Here is a 25,601-nt window from a genome sequence, read left to right as displayed (position 1 = left end):
GTCCGCCGCCGCTGAAAAGTGCGGCGGCGGACTTCCAACCTCCTTCTTCGGCCTCGCTCATGACCGGCTCGCCCATTCTTGAAACCATCGGCATCTCCAAGTCATTCCCCGGCGTAAAGGCGTTGCAGAACGTTGATTTCCGCTTGTTTCCCGGCGAGATCCATACGCTGATGGGTCAGAACGGCGCCGGTAAATCGACGCTCATCAACGTGCTCACCGGCGTACATACACACGATGCCGGCGAGATACGGCTAGGCGGTGAAGTCGTCAACTTCGCTGCGCCGCTCAACGCGGAAGCGGCCGGCATCCGGACGCTTTATCAGGAAGTGAACCTGTGCCCGAATCTGTCCGTCGCTGAAAACGTGTTCGCCGGACGGCAGCCGAAACGGCGTGGCGCTATCGACTGGAAGAACATTCATGCGCGGGCCGAAGCGGCGCTTGCCGACCTGAACGTCTTCCTGGATGTGACCAAATCGCTCGATACGTATCCCATCGCCGTGCAACAGATGGTGGCGATCGCGCGCGCGGTCTCGGTGGACGCACGTGTCCTGATACTCGATGAACCGACCTCGAGCCTGGATGATGGCGAAGTCGCAAGGCTCTTCGACGTCCTGCGCAAGCTTAAACAATCGGGCATCGCGATCCTGTTCGTCACGCATTTTCTCGAGCAGACCTACGCGGTGTCGGATCGCATCACGGTCATGCGCAATGGTGAACGTGAAGGCGAATATCTCGCCTGCGATTTGCCGGTGGAATTACTTGTTTCAAAGATGGTGGGCCACGAACGGATGACCGAGCGCCTGAAGCGCGCGGCCGGTGAGCCACCCGCGCACAAGGCCGCGGTGCCGCCCTTCTTCGAGATGCGTGGCAGCGGCCGGCGCGGCCTCATGAATCCCGTCGATATCGACGTTCAGCCGGGCCAGATTCTCGGACTCGCAGGTTTGCTCGGTTCTGGCCGCACCGAAACCGCCCGGCTCCTGTTCGGCGCCGAGCGCGCAGATGCCGGTGTTATGTCTATCGACGGCAAGCCGGTAAAGCTTCGTTCTCCTCGTGATGCGGTGGGTCGCGGCATAGGGTATTGCCCGGAGGACCGGAAGAAGGAGGGCATCGTCGCGGATCTGTCGATACGCGAAAACGTCATCCTCGCGCTGCAGGTGAGACGCGGCTGGTGGCGCACTATCGGCAAAGCGAAACAGCGCCAGATCGCGGACAGCTACATCCAGCAGCTCGGCATCAAGGCGCCCGATGCTGAACAGCCCATCGGACTTTTGTCGGGTGGAAACCAGCAGAAAGTCCTGCTGGCGCGCTGGCTTGCAACCGAACCGAAGATGCTGATCCTCGACGAACCGACGCGCGGCATCGACGTCGCGGCGAAATTCGAAATCATGGATCGCGTGCTGGCGCTCTGCGCGAAAGGGCTCGGCATTGTCTTCATCTCGTCGGAGGTGAGCGAGGTCGTGCGCGTGAGTCACAGGATTGCCGTGCTGCGCGACCGTCGCAAGGTGGCGGAGGTCGAGGGACACGCGGCGTCGGAGGATCAGGTTTATAAACTCATTGCGGGAGGCAGCCGATGAACCGGATCAAGGCCGCACTGCAGCACCCTCTCGTATGGCCGTGCCTCACGCTCGTGTTACTGATCTTGCTCGACCTGAGCCAGAACGCACACTTCCTGTCGATCTCTGTGCTCGATGGTCATTGGTTCGGCGCGCCCATCGATATCCTCAATCGTGCCGCCCCGCTCGTGCTCGTCTCGCTTGGCATGACTCTGGTGATCGCGACACGCGGCATTGATATCTCTGTCGGCGCGGTCGTTGCGATTGCCGGCGCGGCGGCGGCCAGCATCCTGGCTGACAATCCGGCGCATATCGCTGAAGCACTCGCCGCCGCGCTTGCGGTGGGCGTGCTCGCCGGCATGTGGAATGGCGTGCTGGTGGCGTTCGTGGGCATGCAGCCGATCATCGCAACGCTGATCCTGATGGTGGCCGGCCGCGGCGTCGCACAGTTGCTTACGGGCGGCCAGATCATCCCCATCGGCGCGCCGGGATATCTTGTGGTCGGCGGCGGTTATCTGGCCCGCATGCCGTGTTCCGTCTGGGTCGCGGCCGGCGCTATTGCAGTGACCGCGCTGCTTATGAATCGCACAGCGCTCGGGATGTTCATCCGCGCGATCGGCATCAATCCCATAGCAACAAAACTGGTCGGCTTGCGCTCGAGTGCGATTGTGTTCGGTGTCTATACCTTCTCCGGTTTAACCGCGGCCATAGCAGGTATCTTGATCAGTTCCAACGTGCGCAGTGCCGATGGCAACAACGCCGGGCTGCTGCTCGAACTCGATGCAATCCTCGCCGTGACACTCGGCGGCACGTCGCTGCTCGGCGGCAGGTTCAGCCTTGCGGGCACCGTGCTCGGCGCGTTGATCATCCAGACGCTGACGTACACCACCTATTCCATCGGGGTGCCGCCTGAAGCCACGCTCGTTGTGAAAGCGGCCGTGGTGCTCGTGGTGAGCGTGATCCAGTCCGCCAGCGCCCGTACGGTAATCATGCGACAAGTGAAACGCGCCTTCCCCTTCGCCCTGAAGAAGCCCCTTGCCGAGGCTGCAAAATGAGGAACCTTCTCGACCGCCTGGTCGATCCGCGCACGCTGCCGATTGTCGTCACCATCGTTTTGTTCTTCGCGCTGTTCGGTTTCGGCTCGGTGATGTACACCGGATTTTTCTCGCTGCAGGTGCTGCTTGGCCTGCTCGTCGACAACGCCTTCCTGCTGATCGTCGCGATCGGCATGACGTTCGTGATCGTATCGGGCGGCATCGACCTGTCGGTGGGTTCGGTCGTCGCCTTGACGACCATTCTCTGTGCCGTATTCACCGAGCACCTGCATTGGTCCATATGGGTGATCGTGCCGCTCGTGCTCGTGCTGGGCGCGCTGTATGGCGCAGCAATGGGGGCGCTGATCCACTTCTTTAAACTGCAGCCGTTCATTGTCACGCTGGCGGGCATGTTCCTCGCACGCGGCGCGTGTTTCCTGATCACGACGCAGTCCATCACCATCAACGATCCCAGCTTCCACGCGCTGTCAGGCTTCCATATCGACATTCACGGCGCCTCGATTACGGCCGGCGGCCTGATCGCAATCGCGACGCTTCTGCTCGCCATCTTCGTCGCGCACTTCACGCGCTTCGGGCGCAACGTCTACGCGGTAGGCGGCAACGAACGCTCCGCGTTGCTCATGGGGCTGCCGGTGGCACGTACCAAGGTCGGCGTCTATGCATTGAGCGGATTCTGCTCGGCGCTCGGCGGCGTGGTGTTCACGCTGTACGTGCTGTCGGGCTACGGCTTGCAGGGCCAGGGCATGGAACTCGATGCAATCGCCGCCACGGTCATAGGCGGGACCTTGCTCACGGGCGGCGTCGGTTATGTGATCGGCTCGGTCTTCGGCGTGGGCATTCTCGGCACCATCCAGACGCTCATCACCTTCGACGGCACGCTGAGCTCGTGGTGGACCCGCATTGTGATTGGCGCCCTGTTATGCGCGTTCTGCTTGTTGCAACGCCTGATCGAACGGCATGCGGCACGGCGCAAGTCGGATGGGACAGCGTCGGGTGAGCGAGCAAGTTCGAAGCTAAGACGGCATGCGGCACAGCAACCCGACGCCGCGAACAAAGCCGATCCCGTTGCGCTGGGGTCGCGGAGTTGACGCAATCGCAAAAAGATCCCGAACGCATGACGCGTTCGCACGTATGAAATCTTGAAATAGCAAACGGTTAAGGAAAAAATCGATGTCCGACGCAAAACGCCCTCTGCGCTCAGCCCAATGGTTCGGCGCTGCCGACAAGAACGGTTTCATGTACCGAAGCTGGATGAAAAACCAGGGCATCCCCGATCACGAATTCCAGGGCAAGCCGATCATCGGCATCTGCAATACGTGGTCCGAACTCACCCCGTGCAATGCGCATTTCCGCAAGCTCGCCGAGCACGTGAAGCGCGGTGTGTTCGAAGCAGGCGGATTCCCGGTCGAATTCCCCGTGTTCTCCAACGGCGAATCGAATCTACGCCCCACAGCAATGTTTACCCGCAATCTCGCGAGCATGGACGTCGAGGAATCGATCCGGGGGAACCCGGTGGATGCCGTCGTGCTGCTCGTCGGCTGCGATAAAACCACGCCTGCCTTGTTGATGGGCGCAGCCAGTTGCGACGTGCCGGCCATTGCGGTAAGCGGCGGGCCGATGCTCAACGGCAAGCATCATGGCCGCGATATCGGCTCGGGCACGGTCGTCTGGCAGCTCAGCGAACAGGTGAAGGCGGGCAAGATCACGCTACACGAATTCATGTCGGCGGAAGCGGGCATGTCGCGCTCGGCCGGTACATGCAACACCATGGGCACGGCGTCCACGATGGCCTGCATGGCCGAAGCACTTGGCGTCACGCTGCCGCACAACGCCGCGATTCCTGCTGTGGATTCGAGGCGCTACGTGCTCGCGCATATGTCGGGCATGCGTATCGTGGAGATGGCGTTACAGGATGTACGGCTCTCGAAACTCCTGACGAAAGAAGCCTTCGAGAACGCAATTCGCGTGAACGCGGCTATCGGCGGATCAACGAATGCAGCGATTCATTTGAAGGCGATTGCCGGGCGTATCGGCGTGAATCTGGAGCTCGATGACTGGACGCGCATTGGCCGCGGCACGCCGACGCTTGTCGATCTGCAGCCATCCGGGCGCTTCCTGATGGAGGAGTTTTATTATGCGGGCGGTTTGCCCGGTGTGATCCGGCGCTTGGGCGAAGCAGGCTTGCTGCCTCATCCCGACGCACTGACGGCTAACGGCCATTCGCTATGGGACAACACGAAAGAAGCGCCGATCTACGATGAAGAAGTCATCCGTCCACTCGACAAGCCCCTCGTCCCGGATGGCGGTCTCTGCATTGTGCGAGGCAATCTCGCGCCGAACGGCGCGGTAGTAAAACCGTCGGCGGCAACAGCGGCCTTGCTCAAGCATCGTGGCCGCGCGGTCGTGTTTGAAAACTTCGATGACTACAAAGCCCGCATCGTCGATCCAGAACTGGACGTGACAAAGGACTCTGTTCTTGTGCTGAAGAACTGTGGACCGAAGGGTTATCCGGGCATGGCCGAAGTGGGCAACATGGGCTTGCCGCCAAAGTTGCTGGCGCAAGGCGTAACCGACATGGTGCGGATCTCCGACGCCCGCATGAGCGGCACGGCATATGGCACGGTGGTGTTGCACGTCGCGCCCGAAGCACGTGCCGGTGGTCCGCTGGCGGTCGTGAAGGAAGGCGACTGGATTGAGCTGGACTGCCTGGCCGGGACGCTGCATCTCGATGTCAGCGACGCGGAACTCACCCAGCGTCTCGCTAATTGGGCCGAAGTGCAGACAGTTGCGACTGCGGACACAAGCGGGTATAGAAAGCTGTATGTCGATCACGTCCTGCAAGCCGATCAGGGCTGCGATTTTGATTTCCTCGTAGGATGCCGTGGCGCCGATGTGCCACGACATTCGCATTAATAGGGTCCAACCAACCATGACAGAGCAAGTTGCGATAGGGATTGCCGGTGTCGGCAAGATCGCTCGCGATCAGCATTTACCCGCTATCGCCGGTCACCCCGGGTTCAAACTCATTGCTGGTGCGAGCAGGAATGCGCGGATCGATGGGATCAACAATTATCAGAATGTCGAGGACATGCTGAAGGCGGAGCCTCTGCTGCAAGCCGTGTCGTTGTGCGCGCCGCCGCAAGTCCGTTTCGCTCAGGCCCGCGCTGCGCTCGCGGCAGGCAAGCATGTGATGCTGGAGAAACCACCGGGGGCGAGCGTAACCGAGGTAGGCGTGCTCGCCGGGCTGGCCCGGCAAAATCAATGCACCTTGTTTGCGTCCTGGCATTCCCGTCATGCACCGGGGGTTGAAGCCGCGCGTGCGTGGCTCGCGGACAAGGCGATCACGGCGGTTAACGTTCAATGGAAAGAAGATGTTCGCCGCTGGCATCCTGGTCAGGACTGGATCTGGCAGCCGGGTGGGCTCGGCGTATTCGATCCGGGTATCAATGCGCTATCCATCATGACGCGCATCCTGCCGCACGCGTTCTTTCTGAAATCGGCCGAGTTGTTTGTTCCGGCGAACAGGCACAACCCGATTGCCGCAAATCTTGATTTCAGCGATGCCCTTGGTACGCCGATCCGGGCCGAATTCGACTGGCGGCATGGTCCGGTGGAGTTGTGGCAGATCGAGGTAATCACCCGCAACGGCGTTCTGCGTTTGGCTCAAGGCGGGAAGTTTTTGCAGATCGATGCAGAGATGATCGACATTGGACTGGAACGGGAATACCCGAGTCTTTACGATCGGTTCTTCGACTTGATTTCAACTAACGCCAGCGACGTGGATGTCGGCCCGCTTCAACATGTTGCCGATGCACTGTTGCTTGGCAAGCGCCACGAGGTGGAGGTGTTTGAGGAGTAAGTTTCGCTCGCGCTTCCGGGCGGTTCTCCCGGCAACGCGAGCACCCCTTTTAACCCTATTAAGCGACTCGTTTGCTCCTGCGATACTGATCGAACAAAACGGCTAACAGCAGGATCCCGCCACGAATCAGGTACTGATAGAACGTGGGCACATTCATGAGGCTCATTGCGTCCTGCACCGAGCCCATGATCAACACCCCGACCAGCACGCCGGAAATGGTGGCCACGCCGCCGGTCAGCGAAACGCCACCCAGCACGCACGCGGAGATCACCCCGAGCTCAAGCCCGACCGATGTCTTGGGATCGCCAAGGCTCATCCGCGATGCCAGCATCACGCCCGCAAATCCGGTCACCAGCCCTTGGAGCACGAACACCGTAATCTTGATGCGCATGACCGGCAAACCCGCCAGCAACGCCGCCTCGCTATTGCCGCCGACGGCCAGTACGTTCTTCCCGAAGACTGTCTTCTTCAGCAGAAAACCAAACAGCACAAAGCCAATGATGTTCGACCAGATCGGGTACGAGATACCAAGGAACGAACCACCGCCGAGATCGAAGAAACTCTCTTCGGAAATCATCACGGCGTCGCCGCTCGACGTGATATAGGCAAGCCCGCGTACGACTTCCATCATCGCCAGCGTGACGATCAGCGAGTTGATCTTCCAGCGCGCAATCAGCACGCCGTTCACCAGCCCGACCGCGCCGCCCGCCAGCACGCCTCCCGCTATGCCGAGCGTGACGCTATGCGTCGCGGTGATCAGCGTGGACGCCACCACGCCCGCGAACGCCACGATGGATGCCACCGACAAATCCACCTCGCCGAGCGCAAGCACGAACATCATGGTGACGGAGATGGAGCCGATCAGCGTGACCGAAAGCAGCAGGCCCTGGATGTTGCGCGAACTGACGAAACCCGGCACGGTCAGGGATAGAGCCACGAACAAGATCACGAACACCATGACGATGCCGGACTTGTTGATGACGTCCTATGTCCTTGCAGCGCGGGCGCGAGCGCCGGTACTTTCCGCTGGGTTCGACTGATTGGTGACTGGAGTTATTTGCATGGCATCTCTTTCGTTCACAGCGCGTTGACCCGCGCAACTAGTAATATCAGTTCGGTAGAGCGAGCTTGATCAGTTGATCCGGTGTAACCTGCGCCTTGGGCAAGTTTCCGACAATCTTGCCTTCGCGCATCACCATCACACGATCCGCCACGCCGATCACTTCGGCCAGATCGCTCGACACCACGATGACTGTTCGCCCGGCTTCCGCGAGTCCATATAACAAACCGTATATCTCGCTGCGCGCGCCGACATCGATACCGCGTGTAGGCTCGTCCATCAAAAACACATCGATGTCTTCCGCCAGCCAGCGCGAAAGAATGACCTTCTGCTGATTGCCGCCGGAAAGCGTGCCGATAGGCGTGTTGCCGTTGCGTGTCTTGATGGCAAGCTTTGTGATGTAGTCGGTCGTGGTGGCGGCTTCCTTGCGGCTGTTCAGTACGTTGAACGGACTGAAATGACGCCGGCAACTCATGTTGAGGTTATCGGACACGGAAGCAATCGCGACAATGCCCTCTTGCTTGCGGTCCTCCGGGCACAGCGCCACGCCTGCGCGCACGGCATCGCGTGGCGACCTGAACTTGCGCCTCGAACCCTTGAGCACGATCTGACCTGAGACCGGTTTCACCGCGCCGTAGATCAGCTTCATCAACTCGGAACGACCGGCGCCAACGAGCCCGAAGAATCCGACTATCTCGCCCTTGCGCACGCTGAACGAAGCCGGCTCCGACAAACCCGGTCCCATCAGCCCCTGTACATCAAGCTGCACATCGCCGATATCGCGCGTGCGGTATCCGTACACGTCATGGATCGAGCGCCCGACCATGCAACTGATCAACCGGTCGCGCTCGAGTCCATCCACTTCCTCGAAGGTCTCGATGCGCCGGCCATCGCGAAACACCGTCACGCGGTCACAGAGCGCATGCACCTCGTCCATCCGATGCGTCACATAGATGATCGCCCGCCCTTCGCCCCTGAGCGCGCGGATGATCTTGAACAGCTGCTCCGTCTCGCGCGAGGACAGCGAACTCGTGGGTTCATCGAAGGCAATCACGCGCGCGTTGCGCATCAACGCCTTGCCGATCCCGATTATCTGGCGCTGCCCGATCGAAAGATGCTTGACCTGCATGTTCGGATCGATTTTTTCGCCCAGGCGCTCCAGCTCGCTGATCGCGCGCTTCACCAGTGCTTTTTCATCCAGCACGCCAAAGCGGCTTGGCATCGCGCCGAGCATCAGGTTCTCGGCCACCGTCAACTCCGGCACGAGATGCAACTCCTGGTAGATGATCGCGATGCCGGCTTCAATTGCCGCTTTGGTTGTCGTGAACTGCTGTTCTATCCCGGCCAGCGACACGCTGCCGCCGCTCGTTGAATTGACACCCGAGAGCACCTTCAGCAAAGTCGATTTGCCCGCGCCGTTCTCGCCCATCAGGCCGTGAACTTCACCGGTACGCACACCAAGCGATACAGAGTCGAGCGCAAGCACGCCGGGAAAACGCACGGTGATGTTGTCGAGCAAAAGATAAAGCGCCGCCGTGGCGACTGCGGTATCCATCATTGGGCGTTCCTCGTTGAAAGCTAAATCGAGGCGTCGTTGTTCCGTTGAGGATCCAACGACGCCCGTCGTAAAGCACCCGGCAAAACGCTCAGATACCCAGTTCCTTGCGCACATCCTGCCAGTTGCTGCGGACCATCAGCTTGCCGGTGGTCTGCGTGTCGGCGGGCGGCTGCTTGCCGTTCTTGATCCAGTCGACGAGGTTCTGCGTGCTGTCCTTGCCGTGGTTCGTCGAACTCACCGCGATGGTGCCGTAGAAGCCGGTTTGTTCCTTCTTCTGGAACTCGGCGAACGCTTCGCCAGCGCCGTTGATGCCCACGCCGATCACATCCGCCGACGCAATATGCAGTTGTTCCGTGGCACGTACGGCGCCAAGCACGGTCTCTTCGTTGATCGCATAGATCACCCACTTCTTGATGTTCGGATGCTGCGACAACACAGGCGACGCCGCGTTGAAACCGCCTTCGTCATCGGTGGTTTTTTGCGGGGCATCGAAGATGTTTTCGTTCTTGAAGCCGCTGGCCAGCAGTGTCTCCGTCGCGCCGTCCGTGCGCTGTTTCGCCGTGGGCAGTTCGTAATCCGTGATGCGCAGCGCACCTACTTCCTCAGGCTTCCAGCCGCGCTTTTTCATTTCATCGGAGATAGCGGTGCCGACCTGATTGCCGATCTTGAACGCGGACATGCCAAGGTGCGGCACGTTCGGCAACGGCTTGCCGGTCGAATCGACAAGCTGGTCATCCACCGTCACGAACTTCATGTTGTAGCGTTTTGCGCGCGCCTGAATTGCCGGTCCGAGGCGCACGTCGGGCGCGCAGATCACGAAACCTTGCGCGCCTTGTGCACCGAGATTATCGATAGCGGACAGCACCTTCTCTCCATCCGGCGTGCAGATGTTCACCACCGAGAACTTCTCCTTCTGCCCAAGTGCCGTCGCCGCTTTCTGTTCGTTGATGAACCACGCCTGCTCCGGCATCTTGACGAGGAAACCCACCTTCAGCGGCTCGTCGGCGTGAGCCGACATCTGCGAGGCGAACGGAATGCCGAGCGTGGCAGCGGCGATAGCGGACAAGGTCAAACGGCGAAGCTTGTGGTTCATGGCGGAGTCTCCTGGTGGAATAAAGGCTGCATGGCTTAAGTGTTCTGCAGCGGAGCGCAGGCTTGCAGCCCGTTCGCCCCTTCTTGCGGTCCTGCTGGTTAATCGTTAGTCCGCTGCATTCGCGTTGTATCGGCGGATGCGGCTTCGCGGCCGTCGTCGGAAGTTCTCTGTCATCGCGGTGCTCAAGCTAAAACGCTCGACATGCCGCGCAGGGTTCAGCAACGCCGTGCACGTGACTGCGCACTGGACGGATCGCGTTTCTCGGGCGGGATGGACTGACGGAAAGACCACGGTTGCGCTCGTCGCCCGGCCGCCGTTGAGGTAATGCTTGAATAGCGTGGGAACGTGCGATGCGCGTTTCATCGAAGCAGCGGTGTCTCGGAGTTTTAATGTTCGAGTGAATCTTAAGGAAGCAGGCGATTCCTTTCCAATCGGTTTTTAGCAATACCGATATCAAACCCGGTATGCCCCAGTCCTGTTGCGGGATGGGATCGCGGCGGGAGTGGTTAACCGCTGATTGCAAGGGGAAGTCGGGATGCCAGTGCGTGCAGCGCTCCTACAGTTTGGGATGATTTGAGCTGTAAGACTCGATGCGCCTTGTGGCGAGCGTCGGGTTTGTCCGTATACGAACGCATAACGTCGAAGGCTCTAGCTAGCGGAAAAGCGTCCTCGTCATGCGCACGCTATAGAGTGGAAACGCCCGACGCTAACCGTCGGATTTGCGGCTCGTGAAGGTGAAGTGGATCTTTCCCTATCGTATTGGCAGAGGCAGCACTGGCGTTTCTTCTCTGATGAGTGTCTTCGAATCGGGCGTGTAGTAGATGAATCGATGCCTCTTGTGTGCGAGACGTTCGACGTACTTCATGTATTGAGCCGGTTCAAGCCGAAAGTTGGTGACTAAAGGTGTACGACAAGCATCGGCCAATCGCCGACAGGCAGGGGCCTGTCAGGAAGAGAAATTCCAGATGGCTGTTTAATTTTTTAAGGCCAACCGAAAAGGATCAACGGCCCAAATTTCGTCTGCGTCGAGGCGCGGTTCCGCACGAACAAGCCACTCGCCCAGCGGAGTAAGGCTTATGCCAGGTGGAGCCGAACCGCCAAAGGACTCTGAAACGAACGGAGTGTCATCCTCCGGACGCCGGACGACTTGAACAATATGGGTAATGCTGCGCGGACGAGGATGGTTGTTCGCCCAAGTAGGCTCTCCAATTTTCAGTCCGATCGTGGCGCATCGCGGGAGGTTATGGGCGGTGACATCTCGCCCCTCAAGAATGAATCCCGTTCGCGCTTCAAGTTCGTGGATGATCCGATCCGACCACGATTGCAGAGCGTGCACGTCATCAACGCCGAAGATCGTGCGACCGGCCATCTCGTTTTCTGCGTGCATGGCCCGCATAAGAAGCAGCCCGGTCCATCCAGAGCAATCGATGACCGGTGGGGTCATCGACAAACCTTCAGACTTCACGCCTCGTTTGTAACCGACTCGACCTGTGTAGAGTTGCACAAGTCGCCACATCGTCGTCTCGGCTGTCTCGAATGGCATGGCGTTCCTGCAACGGAGTTATGCGCTTATCGTTGCTGTCTATCGCGGACACAGCGGTAGAAAGTTGATGGAATAACGGCACAGGTACTGTCTTCCGCAATTGAAGGTGTAGTCCACAATGCAACTCGACGAGGATTGCTGGCACACCCAGGGCTAAAGCATGAGGTGATGCACTGCGAAGGCGTGCCGAAACTCGAATGACCTGGGCCTGATTCTTCCATTGGGTGGTTTCATCGACAATTGCCGGAGCAACTGCCGGATCGCCTCTGATGCTGACTTCACTGTGAGCGGTGTGCCATCCAGTCGGATGAACAATGCTCCTGGATCGTCGACCCCACGGTTTTTAAGAATACGTCAACATGCTTCGACAACCATTTCACTACGCTGCTGCGCTCGCCGACGCGACGCAGTTCATTCCCAGTGCCGCCATCTTGGATGCTCGCTCTATAGCGCTCAACTTGCGACTTTTGCTTTATCCCATCTCTTTTGCTTATCGCCAACGGTTTCTCAAAGCCTTGCGTTCAATCCAATCCTTACGCGCGCATTTGCAGAATGCGTCTCTGATGCGGCTCCCGACGACGGGTCTTTCAGAACGGTACCCACAAGTTACCTCACCTTTCCAGGGATGGGCAAGGACTCAACTTTTACCCCCTCTTTCTAAAGGCTTACTTGCCTTATAGAGTGCGTCCCGAGCAGCTTGGGGAAAAAGCCGCTCGTAAAACCGCTCCATCAGAAAACTCAACAATACTAAATACGCAGGCACAGATATGCACTCGAGATCGAACGCAATTAGACACGCCTTCTTTGCCCTCACACTCACCGCAAGCGCCCAGTCATTCGCCCAAAGCAGCGTGACGCTTTACGGAATCGTCGATAACGGTCTTGGCTATGTCAGTAACTCCTCGTCGCTTGGTGCAACAAGCGGCGGCAAGTCTGCGACAAAGATGACGCCTGGTGTATGGGCGGGAAGCCGCTTCGGCTTAAAGGGCGCAGAGGACCTTGGCGGGAAAACTAGCGCAATCTTCCAACTTGAATCGGGTTTCAATTCCGCCACGGGTGCGGTGCAATACACCAACGCAATGTTCGGACGCCAGGCATGGGTCGGTATAACCAATCCCACTTACGGGACATTGACTGCGGGACGGCAATATGGTTCGTACTACCAGCTCTTGTCCGCGTATAGCCCGACAACCTGGCTTACCGGCTTTTATGGCGCGCACCCAGGCGACATCGACGGTCTCGATACGATTTATCGGTCAAACAATACGCTGTTGTACAAGTCGCCGACCTTGTACGGCGTGACTGTCAGCGGCTCGTACTCGATGGGCGGAGTCGCTGGCAGCCTGAACCAGGGCTCGACCTGGAACACCGCGATCCAATATGCAATGGGACCCGTTGGCATTGGCGTAGGTTTTTCGCGTATCAACAACTCGACCGTGGGCGGCGGTGCCTGGGGTTCGGATTCGACGACGTCGAACAACGGGTCTCAGGCAGGCGTATCAGCGCTCACAAACGGGTATCAGACGGCGAAGGCGCAGCAGCGCTTCGCGGTCGGCACCAGCTATAAGTTCAATAGCGCGTGGGACCTCACCGCGACGTACTCGAACGTGCAGTACATCCCGGGCATCAACTCGAAGTTCACCGATACGGCGATCTTCAATACGGGCGGCGCCGTCTTGCATTGGAAGCCGCTGGCGGCGTGGGACTTCGCTACTGGATATAGCTACACGCGCGCAACGCGGGCGAATGGCATTCAAGACAGCGCGCGCTATCAGCAGGCAAACCTGTCCGAGTACTACTCGCTTTCCAAGCGTACCGGGCTGTATGCATTGCAAGCTTATCAGCGAGCATCCGGCAAGACGCTTGGAACCAGCGGCGCGGGGCATATCATCGACGCGACCGCGACCCTCGGCGATGGCTTCAACACGACACCGTCGTCTTCGGCGTCGCAGGCGGCCTTTGGTATCGGGATCATTCATCGATTCTAAGCCGAGCCGCAAGCGAGGTTCATAGCTGTGTTGTACGGGGCGACCTCAAGAAACCTATGGTCACCCCGATTTTTGCAAGACTAATTCTCGATGTCGTTATTGGCTCATGTAAATCTAAATGGTGCGCCGTTAGATGCGGCCGTTTTCGGGAAGCTGCACCGCCAGGTTCCAGGGCAACAGTTCATCGACACGATTGATTGGGTGATTTGCAATGTGACTAAGCACGTGGCGCAGGTAAGCCTCTGGCTCGACATCCGTAGAGCGAATTAGATCTGTCAACATTGCGATAATAAATGTGTCACCTCCCTCATCCCAACTGTTGCGCAGACATTGGGACGTCGGTTCGATTGTGTATAACGGCCCTTCGCACGCGTGCAAAGCGTGATTCCAGGAACTCTCGAATGATGTAGTTGCTGTTGGGATACGAAAGGGCACCGGCTTGCGGTGCCCGAGAAATTTTAGTGACCGGCGCTCTGGCCGCCGTCGACGTGCAGGATTTCTCCCGTGATGAACGGTGCGGAATCAAGGAACAGAATCGCGTCGGCGATATCACTCATCTCGCCCATGCGCCCGAGCGGATGGAAGGCGCCCAGCGCTTCATGGGTTTCCGGCGCGTGCATCGGCGTCTTGATGATCCCCGGCGCGACGGCATTCACGCGAATACCTTTCCTGGCGTACTCAATCGCCAGCGACTTCGTGGCGGCGTTCAGACCACCCTTCGTCAGGGCTGCCAGTGCCGAATACACGCCGCTGATCGCGGCGTCAACGGCGCTGGAGGTCACGCTAACCACGTGGCCGCTCGAATGCCTTTCCATTTCCGCGATGGCGAGTTGCGTGATGTGATAAAAACCCGCGATATTCACATTCATCACCGCGGCGAAGTCTTCGGCGGTATGTTGGGTGAAAGGTTTCCCGATGTATATGCCGGCGTTGTTCACCAGCGTATCGATCCGGCCAAAGCGCGCGACACCTTCGGAAATGACACGGTGGGCAGTCTCCGGATCACCAATATCACCCGCTACGGTCAGGATGTTCTCATCGTACGACGGTTTGATCGAACGTGCGGTCGCAACAATGCGGTAGTCGAGCTTGCGAAACGCCTTGACGACCTCGGCGCCTATGCCTTGCGATGCGCCTGTAACGACGACGACCTTTGGTGACGTATTCATTCAATACTCCGAAATTTTTTGTTTGGCTTCGACGCCGATCGCGCCGACGGTTCCGATCAAGGCAAATGTAGACGCGTTGATTCAGGTTTCGCATAAACCTGCAATCAACCCTTTTTAGCCTGCGCCAGCCACTGGTCGAGACTGACGCGGCCGATCCGCGCGTCGCCGAGCGGCACGAGCGATTGTTCCTCGACACGGCCGCCGTAGTACCGCGCATCGCGATCCGTCACCACGGGGCGTGCGTCGCCTACCGATTTCAGATAACGCGTGACGATCTCCGCGAAGGGCGCGCGGTCTGGACCGGCGATGTCGACCCTGCCGTTCAGCGGCGCAGCGAGCGCGGTCTGCGCGAGGATCGCCGCGATATCGTCTGCTGCGATCGGCTGAAACAGTCCATCGCCGATTCGCACCGTGCCGTCGTTCGTGCCGAAATCCGCGATACCGCCGATGAACTCCATGAACTGAGTCGCGCGCACGATCGTGTACGGCACGCCCGCCGCTTCGATCACCTCTTCTTGCGCAACCTTGGCAACGAAATACGCGTTCTCCGGCGTGCGGTCGCAGCCGACGATTGATAGCGCGACGTGATGGCGCACCGCTGCGGCCACTTCGGCCTTGCCGAGGTTGCGCGCCGAGGTGCGGAAGAAGTCGAGCACCGCCTGCGGCTCCCATGACGGCGCGTTCGTCACATCCACTACGACGTCCGCGCCCGTCAACGCATCGCTCAGGCCCTCGCCCGTTACAGCGTTCACACCGGTACGCGGCGACGCAGCGAGCGCCTCATAGCCTGCCTCGTTGAGCAGCGTGACCACACGCGAGCCGATCAGGCCGGAACCACCGATTACGACGATCTTCATGGCAGATTCTCCAGATGAAAGTAATTGAACGTGCGGGGCGCTAGCGGGCATCGTATTGCGTGAAGTGTTCGCCGCCGTCGCATCGTGTGAAGCTAGTGTGGAAGAATCATGCTCTATCGAAAAGTGACAAGAACTGTCGAGCCGACTAGTCCAAGTCGGTTCCGTGCCCCTTGTCCGCGAGACTGTCATGACCGTGCCGACGCCCGCTTTGACCATCGAAATCGATCGGCGGCAGCAGTTGCCGATCTATCTGCAGATCTGTGAGCGTTTCAGGACTGCGATCGCCGCGGGGCATCTACGTCCCGGCGATCGCGTGCCCGCGCTGCGCAGCCTCGCCACGCAGCTGAACACGGCGCGCGGCACGGTCGAGCTGGCCTACACGATCCTCGTCGACGAGGGCTACCTGCAGATGCGCGGCGCGGCAGGCACGTTCGTATCACCGTCGCTGCCTGCATCGGTGATGCGCTCGTCGCGTGCGCAAGGTGTTCAGGACGCGCACGGTAGCCAGAGCACTGAAGGAACTGGCACGCCGGGGACGCCAGGCGAATCGCGCGGCGGTCAACCGGCGCCGCGCCAGCCGACCATCACCGTTGCCATGAGCGGCGAGCCACGGCCGTTGCAACCAGGGCTGCCGGCGCTCGATGCATTTCCTGGCAAGGTATGGAACCGGCTCGTTGCGCAGCGCGCGCGCAGCGGCGAACGCGCGATGCTCGCGTACCCGGATCCGGCCGGCTACCGACCGCTGCGGGAACATATCGCCACCTATCTCGGGCTTTCGCGCGGCGTGACCTGCCTGCCGGAACAGGTGTTCGTTACCGGCGGCTACCGTGCGACTCTTGAACTCGTGTTGCGCAGTCTCGCCCGCCCGAACGATCGCGTGTGGTTCGAGGATCCCGGCTATCTGCTCGCGCGCGGTTTTCTGGCCGAGACCGGCGTACAGCTCGTGCCGGTGCCAGTGGACAGCGAAGGGATCGACGTGGAGCGCGGCACACTGCTGGATGCGCAGGCGCGCTTCGCACTGGTCACGCCGTCACATCAGAGCCCGCTCGGGCACACGCTGTCGCTCGCAAGACGCGTGGCGCTGCTGGACTGGGCAGAGAAAGCATCCAGCTGGATCGTCGAGGACGACTATGACAGCGAGTTCCGTTATCTGGGCCGGCCATTGCCGGCTTTGAAGAGCCTCGACCGGCGCGATCGCGTGATCTATTGCGGCACGTTCAGCAAGGTGATGTTTCCCGGTTTGAGGCTCGCGTATGCGGTGGTACCGGAGCGGGCCGTCGAGCGCGTCGGGAGGGTTGCGCGCAGCATGAACGCCGGGTCGCCGACGCTATTGCAGGCAGCCGTGGCGGATTTCATTGAGCAGGGGCATTTTGCGCGGCATCTGAAGCGGATGCGTACGTTGTACAGCGAACGGCGCAAGCTGATCGTGCACGCGCTGGAGCAGGCGTTTGGCGAACGGCTGATTGTCGATTTGCCGCCGGGTGGAATCCAGTTCGCAGTGCAGTTTGCCGAAGGCCCCGATGGCTCGGTCGACGACGTCGCCATCGCCTCGCGCGCCCGCGAGGCGGGGCTCGCGGTGCTGCCGCTTTCGATCTGGTACGCGAACAGCCACGCGCGGCACACGCGGCGCGGCCTCGTGATGGGCTTCGCGAACATTGCCAATGCGGGTGAGGCAGGCCGTCTCGCGCGAACGTTGCGCGCGTGTCTGGACGGCTGACGCGAAACGCATGTGTCCAGATCTCGAATAAGCGCAGCGCGGCACGCCTTCGCACGATGCGACAAAGATGCTTTTGGAACGCATCCCGTCGGGCGTGCTCTATGCGCTCTGCGCAGCCGTACCTGCCGCCATGCTCGCGCTGCTGGCCACGCGCGCGGCGAACGGGTGCGCGTCCGTCAGATGTGGGCGCAACTGACGCATGACGTCGAATGCGGGCAGCAGCGAATCGGGCGTGTCGAGGTGAGCGAAGCAAAACGAGGCGGACATGTGCGTCTACTTTCCCGCCGTCTGCGGCGCTTCATAAAGAGCCATTGATGTCGCTGCATCTCGACAGTCCGCTCAGGGTCGGTTCTGCCCCTCGGCCTGCCGTATGCCGCGCGCAACCTGCGTCACGATCGCTGATCGCAGTGGTTGGCTCGCCCATCGCACTCGCCATGTTTGCCGGAATACGCGCCTGATAGGCCGAACGAGGCGTCGTGCCGGACTCGTATCGCTCGTTAGACATTTGTAAGTTGCAGTCCGCAGACATTTCGAATAGCTAACAAACACGAAGATGCGCTGCTCTTGGTTGGTGATGTCACCGCGCAGTAATAGTCATATGTTTCTATGTCTTACTGGTTTTTACCGGTCGTTACATCGACTCAGCCTCGGGCCAAGGCCAATCCATTCTGCGCCCCCCGGTTTTCCCGCTCGCACCCACATCTCAGGAAACGAACATGGCAAACAATCGACGTATTTCCGCAGCCAGCCGCATTTTCAATCGCACCGCGCTAGCCTTCGCCGCGTTATGTCTCGCGACAGGCGTCGCTAACGCGGAAAACCCTCCAAAAGCCGTGGTCACGCCGGGTTTTAGCATCAGCATCTTCGCGAACGCCCCCGCCGGGTCGAGCGCGCCGGACTCGCTGGCCGTGCTCGACGATCATGTCTGGGTGGGCTATGCGAACGGGGGCGCACCGGATGGTTCGGGTGGCGCGCAAAGCCAGATCGTTGAGTACTCGCTCGACGGCAAGGTCATGCGGACCTTTACTGTGGCAGGACACAACGATGGCCTGAAGGTCAATCCCTACACCCGGCAAATCTGGGCGATGCAGAATGAGGATGCGAATGCCAACCTCGTCACGATCGACGCGGCGACCGGTCAAACGACAAACTATGTTTTCGGCAAGACGCTGCACGGTGGCGGTTACGACGACATCATCTTCAAGGACGGTCAGGCCTTCGTCAGCGCGTCCAACCCCACCCTTGACGCCAGCGGCCACAACACGGGGCCTGCGATTGTTCGCGCGCTGCTCCTCGGAAACGGCACGATCCAGGTCTCTCCGGCGTTGCCCGGCATGCCTCAGGCCAGCAGCATTCCGTTCGGCACCGTGGCGCAGCTCAACCTGACCGATCCGGATTCGATGACGCTAACGCCGTCGGGTGATGTTCTGCTCGATGATCAGGGCGACGGCCAGCTCGTTCTGTTGCGCGGGCCGGGCGCTAATCCGCGCGTGGAATATCTGCCGCTGCTCGGCCGGGTGCAGATCGACGACACCGTGTTCGCCACTGCGCCAAGGGGTTTTCTCCTTGTGTCCGACACGAAGGCAAACAGGGTTTACAAGATCAGTGCCGATGTCTGGGAGCATGACGCCGCGTTTTCCGCATCTACGGGCGTAGCCGCCACGGCTACCACACCGGCGGTGCCGGCCTATGTCGGCCAGCTCGATTTGCGCAGCGGAGCACTCCTGCCGTTGGTGAGCAATCTGCTTAGCCCGCACGGCATGGCTTTTGTACCGACAGACAACGGCCAACAGTAACGCGCTTGCGTTGCTTGCCGCGCAATATGGTCGCGGCAAGCAACTCCTCAGAGACCGCGTCGGCCGGCGCGGTCGACAGGTCCGCCACGAATGTCCGCACTCGCATCGGTCTGGGCGTAGCCGATCTTGAACGCAGGGTGCTAACTATCGCTACGCCAGGGCCGGTATCAACGACCTTGGCTGCGCCTCGTTGTCCGAACCCGTCTCATCATCTGGACGTTAACCGGCTGGCGCATTCCAGCAACGGTTGCCGTTGTGCCCCACAGTCTGCCAGCTTGCCGCGCCCTGAATCGGGTTACCGTTCGTCCTTCCGTGCCGTTGAAGCTGTAGCCAACTGCTTCGGGGCATCTCCCGTTGCGGGCGCGTTCCGGTCACAACCGGTCATTCGACGTTAACATCAAGTTCGTCGACAATCTTGGCCAAAATTCTCGAGTGAAGGTCGAATGCGCACTCTCATTGTTCTGCTTCTCTCCTTAGCCAGTACCCTCGCGGTAGCCGGCTACGATATCCACATCACTCGCAAATCCTTTTGGGCGGATGATTCAGGTCCGAAAATCACGTTCGATCAATGTCAGGCATACGTCCATACCGACCCCCAAGTCGTCAGAGACCCTGCCAACAGCCCGCAGGATTTTCTGGTCTCATTGCCGGGAGAATCATTCCCGCTTTGGTATAACGCGCAGCTTGGTGAGCTTTATACGAAGGATCCGACTGATACCGCTATCCGCAAGCTGGAAGACATTGCGCGGAGCTTGCACGCTCGTGTGCAGGGCGACGACGGTGAGTTCTATCCATCCAAACCTTGACCCTGTGTTTGCAGGAAGGGATCGCGCAATAGACCTTCCCGTGAAATCCCTGTGACCGCTCCGGATCGCGAGCCGCCGATCGTCGGCAGGCAGAGGTCGGCCCAACGACGGGCATTCGACGCATTACGACGAATCGGCGACAATCATTGTGATTATCGAATTTAACGATCCGACGTTTTGAACGTTCCATCGAATCGACCTCAAGGGCGCGATATGAAAACTGATTGGAATTTGATTCGTGAAGTATTGAATGCCGCCATTGATACCTGTGAGGGGTTGGAACGTGCGGGATACGCTGAAGAGCATCGTAGTCAGACCGTCCAGGTCAATGGGCAACAGGTAAGCGTGCAGGATTTCATGATTAGTGCGTGGACGTTGCCCGAGAACGCTCGCTACGAGGTGATCCGGGCGCGTCATGAAAAGAATCTCGACCTTCCTTATGTTCCGGAATCAGCGCGTATTCTCACCGCTGTAGCGGCCGCATGTGCAGAACTTGTAGGCGCGGACGATGCGCCACCCGCCGAGCTGTACATGCGGGGAATGATTAACTGGTATCAGAACCATTTCGATCCTAACGTGCAACGCGCGCTTTCCTCTGCGCCATAGCGGGGCGAACGCGAATCCGCGAATGGAGTGTCAAGCGGCTAGGTGCAGCCGGCCACAAGCGGCGGTTCGACACGGTGGCGAGAATGGGTGTCGACGATTTTCGTCCGACATATTCTCTCGAATCAGATGTTCGAACACCCGTAGTCAACGATCTCTATAACATCATTCGATGCAAGCACATCTCAGAATCGCGAGACCTGTCAGTGACCTTTTCCGGGCGGAAAGCATGTATTGCACAGCCCTCAACCTGGTTGTGCTAGCACGATTCCAAGATCATCAGGGATTCGATGGGGTGATGCTCGGGTGTTCCGGAATGGACTATCACTTCGAGTTCACCCAGTGTCGCGAACACCCTGTATCGCCAACTCCGACGCCCGAGGATTTGCTGGTGTTTTACGTTCCGGATCGAGAAGCCTGGCAGTCGACGTGTGAGCGCCTTATCAAGAACGGATTCGTTTGCGTGACGTCGTTCAATCCCTATTGGGACGTATCAGGTCGAACATTCGAGGATCTCGATGGGTACCGAATCGTTTTGCAAAATGCCCCCTGGTCCTCCTGACGAGGCGTAGTGTATTCGGGGGCCGTCCCGATGCTTTGCTCCACACAGCTTGACTAGGGAAAGACGAATTCCGCCCAGGAGAGGTCCCATTCGGACGCCATTCAAGCCTGCCGGAACTTTCTTTCGGTCACGCCGGCAGACTGAACTGCATTGCGGCAATGAATCGGGAGGTACAGCATTGACCACACTCAATGATGCTTGGGGAGCCATCCGGGCCTACCTCGCGACCATTTACTTCCATGACATCAAGCAAATTGTCGGGCAAGCGCCAAAAATCGAGCGTGACAAATTGCCGAACGAGTCTCTATAGGCTTTTATACACAGGTTACGGCCATCATTTTTCTCGTAAGTGTCTGGGGAACGCGTGATTGACAATTCCTGCGACAAACTTTCGTACTTACAACTCACCATTGATAGTCAACGAGTCGATATCGGGCCGATCGCCGCTCTGCCGCTTTCCGTCAGATCACCACAGCGATAAACATCGAACGGCGGGTCGCCGATCCAGGAATAATAGATCAGTGCCGCGAGACGCTTCTCGTGGATCAGTTGACCGAAGTCTCCCATCATTTCTTGCGCGAGTGCGCTGCGCGAATTTTCATCTGAAGGGCAGACTTTACTAGCATTCGTAAATCCCCACTCCGTAATCCAGCAAGGTTTGCCATTTGGCGAACCGACCGGAGAGCACACCGGCATAACCAACCCCTGCAAGCGTCGCAGACGATGCGTGGCGGAGACCTGATTGCCGGGACCATCGGCCCAGGGATAGGTGTGAAGGTTGTAGGCATCGACCAGCTTGTCCAACCCGTTCGCTCGGAAAAAAGCCAGTGTTGCTCCAACGCTGACCCCATCATATTTCTTGGGCGTTGGCCATGGCCCTTCCTGCACGATATCGACAAGGCTCGTCGGAAGCAGTGGCGTCTGTCGGTTTAGTTTCGAATGATCCCTTGCCTGCTTTAGGGCAGCCAGCTCTTTAAGATACTGCAGGTAACCTTTCGCGACCTGTTGCCCTTCCGGATCATGGTAGAGATCGTTCAAACCAAGGACTTTCCCCTCTCCAGGCAAGCTAAAGTCCGGGTTGTTTCCGGCCATGTTGATCTCATTTTCCAGTTCCAGTCCGGCCAGAACAATCCCGTCGGCATCCAGCTTGTCCATCACCTGCTGGAAATATTGTCGAGAGATGTCAGGGTCTACAGCTGAGAACGGCGGCCCCGCCCACATACCCGGAAATTCATTTGGACGATACGGGCGGACCGGTGCATTGGGTGCGTATTTCCCATGCAAGATCAAAACCGTCGCAATTCCTTGCGCATTGGCTCGCTGGACAAAATCGATGTTTTTATCCACATCCGCCTCTATGCCAAAGCGAATGACATGGACTCCAGCAGCTTTCAGATTGACGAGGGCGGTATTCTGATCGGCCACGCTGTACTGCAGCGGATGAACAAAGTTGACGCCGCGCACGACGTTTTGTGCTTGCGCCGCCCCCCCGAATCGTAACGTGATGAGAAGAACGCAGACAGCCGTCAGGCCGCCATATCGCTCCATTACGCGCACGAAGTTCTCCACGCAGTTAAACGTTGCCGGTGCTGGGATTCACGCGACAAATCCTGGCCTGTCGCCGCTCACCGTTGGCTGGCTTTGAGTCCGATGACGCGAAGCGACTTCACTACCATGCCGTGCCCCTCGGGATGATCCGGGACGCTGCCGCCCGCCCAATCCGCCAGTGCAGCGGATAGCCAGATATTGGCAGGTCCCTTGATGGTGTCGTTGGTTACCAACGCTGCGACGGGTTCCCCATCGACTTCAAAAATCAACTCTTTCGGGGTCCACAAAACGCCGTAATCATGGAAACCATAAGAAAGGTTATCGGTGAACTTCGCGCCAAATCCAACCCCAGCATGCTTTTCGCTCTTATCCGCAGGCCAGTACTGCAATCCAATATGGCTGTAATTCGGATACTGGATCTCACCAATGTCGATCTCGTAATGGTCTTGAGTAGTCAACCAGAAAGCGTTGTTCGTGCCCTTGATGTCAGCAATTTTTATCGTGGCCTCAAAAAAACCATAGGAGTACTGTGCCTTGGTAAATATCGAACCGGTAGACCAGCGCGCACGACAATCAGCGGCGACCAAAGTCGTGAATCTCGCCCCGACATTCGATGTTTCCACGTTACCGGGCCGGCGACACGATTTGAGGGCTGCGAGATCGTCGGTCTGAGCCGTCCAATCCGACCGAAGCTCGTCAGGGTTTGAGAAGGTTGTTGTAAAGGTCGGCGACATTGAACGATAACCCGCTATCAGTGCATGATCTGCAGCCGTAACCGGCCGCCTCATACCGAACGGCTGATTCGGAGACCCGAACGTAACTGGTCCGGAAAGGCTTGTTGCCAGTGCGAACGAGCTCGTCAGCGCACTGGCAATAGCAGCAGAAAGTGCAGGAACAAGCATTGCCGGGAAGACGTTGGTTTTCGGCATTTTAGTGTTCTTCGTCAATAATCGCGGTACGCAGGCGTCGGGTAGCCCATTGGTTGGAGCGCGTCGTTTATTTTGCGAATACTGGAGACTAACTCATTCGACATGGCGAAGTTGTGTCTGTCGATCGCGAGTGTCCGTCCCGTAGAAAGTTGCGTGGCTGCAGTGGCTCGACATCTGTTCGTGGCCGATAGACCAGAATCGGTTGCGGCTGTTCGACATCGGCGCCCAGATCGATAGCAATCAAGGCGCTCGAATTTGGAAGACGCCTCCGAAAGGGTTAAGGGTTGGCTGATGACGGCCTCAGTCAGACCATAGATCCCAATACTGTCACCGTATAGTCATCGTGCAACGGTAATACCGCAACAGTCTTGCGGAATGCCTTCGCCTGCTCAGCAAGCGCTCGCGACGCGGCCGACACCTGTTCGACCAGGGCAGCGTTTTGTTGCCGCCCTCTGCTTGAAATACACTCCTGGTTTAGTGCCCCTAGCTTCGGCCAACCTAGCTTAACCAAGGTGACGGTCTCATGCTAAATCATTCGCTGCTGTCCTTTCGATCTTCGCTGCGGTTCTCAGTTTACAGCCGGAAACGAAACATCATCTTTGCGGTGATTCTGTCGTTATGTGGCTGCGGAGGCAGTGGAAACACGGCCGCGCCAGTCTCCACTGTAAAGTCGATTTCATCGTTCATCGTGAGCTCAGACGAACAAAATGTCATCCCCCCGGGCTCACCCTTCGGAGCGGACAACCCGGATGAACATCTGTCGTTTCGGCGTCAGGCGGACGGAAGCTTTCGGCTTTGGGTCGCTGGCGGTGGTAGTGCAGGGACCTACGGATTGGCGAGTCCGGATTTGCTGTCCTTTACGTCGCTCGTGGCTTCCAGAGGCGTTCCGACAGGCGTCTTGCTACCCTCCGGACCTCGAACCACCGCGTTCGATGCCGACTACGTCGGTGCGGGCAGCGTGTTCGCGTCTGCTGCCAACGGGATCGATCTATTGATGATCTATCACGCCGAGAATCACCTCTTCAACGGTGTTCTCTCTTCGGGTAATCCGTTCTATGCCGCTATAGGGCTCGCGCGGTCTAGCGACGGAGGCGTGACGTGGACGCGGGAGGGGGAGATTATCGGGGCTCAAGATCCCCAATTGCCGACGCAGGCGAGTGGCGGCGCAGGTGCGCTCACGCCTTCGGCCGTCGAGTCCGGAGGGTACATCTACGTTGTCTTTCGCGAAATCGATCCGCAGAGCAGGGTGACTGGCTTCGCGATCGCACGAGCACCGATCGCAAGCGACGGCATGCCGGGGAGTTGGCAAAAGTACAGCGGCGGCACTTTTAGCACTGCAGGCCTGGGGGGCACATTCACACCGTTGAACATTGTTCTCGATCCCACAGTCCCAGGCGATATGCGACAACCCCAAGTCTCATTCAATACCTATCTCAATCAGTTTCTAATGGTCAGTATCGGAAATGGCGGAATTTACGCCCAGACGTCGCCTGATCTGATTAGCTGGACGCCGGGCGTTGTCATTCTGAAAGCTCCTGTTCCAGATTCAACCGTGAGCTTCTCGACGAAGCCGCCATCGCCGTTCAACTGGTATCCGACTATTGTCAGCACTGATCAGCCGTCCGACCGGACTTCGGATCAGACGGGCTACCTCTACTACGCAAAGGGGACTGGCGTCGGCTCTCAACACCTCATGTACCGCCGCGCGTTCAACATCGTCGCACAATGAATGTGATGGCAAAGACACGGGGACCGTCACGATTTTAGCAAGCAACGCAATCCAACGGATCCCCGCGCGTAAATCTGCATGCAACGCTCGGCTCACATCTTCTCGCGCCACGGAAACTAGTCTGAGATTCCACGGCGAGATAGACAAGTTTGCATTGTGATTCAAGCGCTTGGCTT

22 protein-coding genes and 1 pseudogene are annotated in these 25,601 nt (G+C 58.8%); 13 read left to right on the top strand and 10 right to left on the bottom strand.

What is annotated here, in order from left to right; translation table 11 throughout:
* Positions 1-59 precede the first annotated feature (59 nt).
* From M0D69_RS26365 to M0D69_RS26345, 5 genes are all read left to right on the top strand, one after another.
* Positions 60-1,574: a sugar ABC transporter ATP-binding protein gene (locus M0D69_RS26365; protein WP_301784808.1), complete on the top strand. Its 1,515-nt coding sequence runs from the start codon at positions 60-62 to the stop codon at positions 1,572-1,574.
* Positions 1,571-2,608, top strand: coding sequence for an ABC transporter permease (locus M0D69_RS26360; RefSeq protein WP_301784807.1), 1,038 nt, complete (start codon positions 1,571-1,573; stop codon positions 2,606-2,608). The genes M0D69_RS26365 and M0D69_RS26360 overlap by 4 nt, the downstream gene beginning before the upstream one ends.
* Positions 2,605-3,696, top strand: a complete 1,092-nt coding sequence (gene yjfF, locus M0D69_RS26355; protein ID WP_301784806.1) for a galactofuranose ABC transporter, permease protein YjfF — start codon at positions 2,605-2,607, stop codon at positions 3,694-3,696. The genes M0D69_RS26360 and yjfF overlap by 4 nt, the downstream gene beginning before the upstream one ends.
* Positions 3,697-3,778: 82 nt before the next feature.
* On the top strand, positions 3,779-5,521 hold the full coding sequence (locus tag M0D69_RS26350) for an IlvD/Edd family dehydratase (protein WP_301784805.1): 1,743 nt from the start codon (positions 3,779-3,781) through the stop codon (positions 5,519-5,521).
* A gap of 16 nt (positions 5,522-5,537) precedes the next feature.
* On the top strand, positions 5,538-6,467 hold the full coding sequence (locus M0D69_RS26345) for a Gfo/Idh/MocA family protein (RefSeq protein ID WP_301784804.1): 930 nt from the start codon (positions 5,538-5,540) through the stop codon (positions 6,465-6,467).
* A gap of 58 nt (positions 6,468-6,525) precedes the next feature.
* Here M0D69_RS26345 and araH read toward each other — a convergent pair whose 3' ends face one another.
* The 3 genes from araH to M0D69_RS26330 all read right to left on the bottom strand — a co-directional run bounded on the left by araH (position 6,526) and on the right by M0D69_RS26330 (position 10,178).
* Positions 6,526-7,425, bottom strand: coding sequence for an L-arabinose ABC transporter permease AraH (gene araH / locus M0D69_RS26340; protein WP_301784803.1), 900 nt, complete (start codon positions 7,423-7,425; stop codon positions 6,526-6,528).
* Positions 7,426-7,576: 151 nt separating this feature from the next.
* The gene (araG, locus tag M0D69_RS26335; protein WP_301784802.1) at positions 7,577-9,085 is read right to left on the bottom strand and encodes an L-arabinose ABC transporter ATP-binding protein AraG; all 1,509 of its coding nucleotides are present in this window, start codon (positions 9,083-9,085) and stop codon (positions 7,577-7,579) included.
* An 88-nt stretch (positions 9,086-9,173) separates the two neighbouring features.
* Positions 9,174-10,178, bottom strand: coding sequence for an arabinose ABC transporter substrate-binding protein (locus M0D69_RS26330; protein ID WP_301784801.1), 1,005 nt, complete (start codon positions 10,176-10,178; stop codon positions 9,174-9,176).
* A 685-nt stretch (positions 10,179-10,863) separates the two neighbouring features.
* Between M0D69_RS26330 and M0D69_RS26325 the strand changes: the two genes are divergently transcribed.
* Entirely contained in the window at positions 10,864-11,079 is a 216-nt protein-coding gene (locus M0D69_RS26325) for an ASCH domain-containing protein (protein WP_301784854.1), read from the top strand.
* A 72-nt stretch (positions 11,080-11,151) separates the two neighbouring features.
* On the opposite strand, the gene M0D69_RS26320 is transcribed toward M0D69_RS26325, so the two are convergent.
* A complete protein-coding gene (locus tag M0D69_RS26320; RefSeq protein WP_301784800.1) occupies positions 11,152-11,721 on the bottom strand; it encodes a hypothetical protein in 570 nt (189 codons plus the stop codon).
* Positions 11,722-12,488: 767 nt separating this feature from the next.
* Between M0D69_RS26320 and M0D69_RS26315 the strand changes: the two genes are divergently transcribed.
* On the top strand, positions 12,489-13,709 hold the full coding sequence (locus tag M0D69_RS26315) for a porin (RefSeq protein ID WP_301784799.1): 1,221 nt from the start codon (positions 12,489-12,491) through the stop codon (positions 13,707-13,709).
* A gap of 129 nt (positions 13,710-13,838) precedes the next feature.
* On the opposite strand, the pseudogene M0D69_RS26310 reads toward M0D69_RS26315, so the two are convergent.
* From M0D69_RS26310 to M0D69_RS26300, 3 genes and pseudogenes are all read right to left on the bottom strand, one after another.
* Positions 13,839-13,961 (bottom strand): annotated as a pseudogene (locus M0D69_RS26310) (transposase domain-containing protein); the annotation flags it as partial.
* Positions 13,962-14,167: 206 nt separating this feature from the next.
* Positions 14,168-14,878 (bottom strand): SDR family NAD(P)-dependent oxidoreductase, encoded by a 711-nt coding sequence (locus tag M0D69_RS26305; RefSeq protein WP_301784798.1) that lies wholly within the window; start codon positions 14,876-14,878, stop codon positions 14,168-14,170.
* Positions 14,879-14,982: 104 nt separating this feature from the next.
* Entirely contained in the window at positions 14,983-15,735 is a 753-nt protein-coding gene (locus tag M0D69_RS26300; protein ID WP_301784797.1) for an SDR family oxidoreductase, read from the bottom strand.
* 187 nt (positions 15,736-15,922) lie between these two features.
* Between M0D69_RS26300 and M0D69_RS26295 the strand changes: the two genes are divergently transcribed.
* On the top strand, positions 15,923-17,452 hold the full coding sequence (locus M0D69_RS26295) for a PLP-dependent aminotransferase family protein (protein ID WP_301784796.1): 1,530 nt from the start codon (positions 15,923-15,925) through the stop codon (positions 17,450-17,452).
* Positions 17,453-17,551: 99 nt separating this feature from the next.
* Here the strand turns inward: M0D69_RS26295 and M0D69_RS26290 are convergent, their stop codons facing one another.
* Positions 17,552-17,719 (bottom strand): hypothetical protein, encoded by a 168-nt coding sequence (locus tag M0D69_RS26290; RefSeq protein ID WP_301784795.1) that lies wholly within the window; start codon positions 17,717-17,719, stop codon positions 17,552-17,554.
* Between the two features lie 449 nt (positions 17,720-18,168).
* Here M0D69_RS26290 and M0D69_RS26285 point away from each other — a divergent pair, with 449 nt between their 5' ends.
* The 4 genes from M0D69_RS26285 (at position 18,169) to M0D69_RS43875 (ending at position 21,219) form a co-directional block, all read left to right on the top strand.
* Complete coding sequence (locus M0D69_RS26285) at positions 18,169-19,248, top strand: hypothetical protein (RefSeq protein WP_301784794.1); 1,080 nt, start codon at positions 18,169-18,171, stop codon at positions 19,246-19,248.
* 443 nt (positions 19,249-19,691) lie between these two features.
* Positions 19,692-20,054 (top strand): hypothetical protein, encoded by a 363-nt coding sequence (locus tag M0D69_RS26280; RefSeq protein WP_301784793.1) that lies wholly within the window; start codon positions 19,692-19,694, stop codon positions 20,052-20,054.
* Positions 20,055-20,267: 213 nt separating this feature from the next.
* Complete coding sequence (locus M0D69_RS26275) at positions 20,268-20,660, top strand: hypothetical protein (protein WP_301784792.1); 393 nt, start codon at positions 20,268-20,270, stop codon at positions 20,658-20,660.
* Positions 20,661-20,829: 169 nt separating this feature from the next.
* Positions 20,830-21,219: a VOC family protein gene (locus M0D69_RS43875; protein ID WP_367619764.1), complete on the top strand. Its 390-nt coding sequence runs from the start codon at positions 20,830-20,832 to the stop codon at positions 21,217-21,219.
* Positions 21,220-21,636: 417 nt separating this feature from the next.
* Here the strand turns inward: M0D69_RS43875 and M0D69_RS26270 are convergent, their stop codons facing one another.
* Positions 21,637-22,776 carry a hypothetical protein gene (locus tag M0D69_RS26270; protein WP_301784791.1) on the bottom strand — a complete coding sequence of 380 codons (1,140 nt, stop codon included), beginning with the start codon at positions 22,774-22,776 and terminating at the stop codon, positions 21,637-21,639.
* A 68-nt stretch (positions 22,777-22,844) separates the two neighbouring features.
* Positions 22,845-23,696: a glycoside hydrolase family 16 protein gene (locus M0D69_RS26265; RefSeq protein WP_301784790.1), complete on the bottom strand. Its 852-nt coding sequence runs from the start codon at positions 23,694-23,696 to the stop codon at positions 22,845-22,847.
* Between the two features lie 523 nt (positions 23,697-24,219).
* Here M0D69_RS26265 and M0D69_RS26260 point away from each other — a divergent pair.
* Positions 24,220-25,425, top strand: coding sequence for a hypothetical protein (locus M0D69_RS26260; protein ID WP_301784789.1), 1,206 nt, complete (start codon positions 24,220-24,222; stop codon positions 25,423-25,425).
* The last annotated feature ends 176 nt before the right edge of the window (positions 25,426-25,601 follow it).

The organism is Caballeronia sp. SEWSISQ10-4 2, from assembly GCF_030464885.1.
Taxonomy (GTDB): Bacteria; Pseudomonadota; Gammaproteobacteria; order Burkholderiales; family Burkholderiaceae; genus Caballeronia.
Note: the sequence above shows the minus strand (reverse complement) of the source record. Positions and strands in the feature narration are given on the sequence as shown.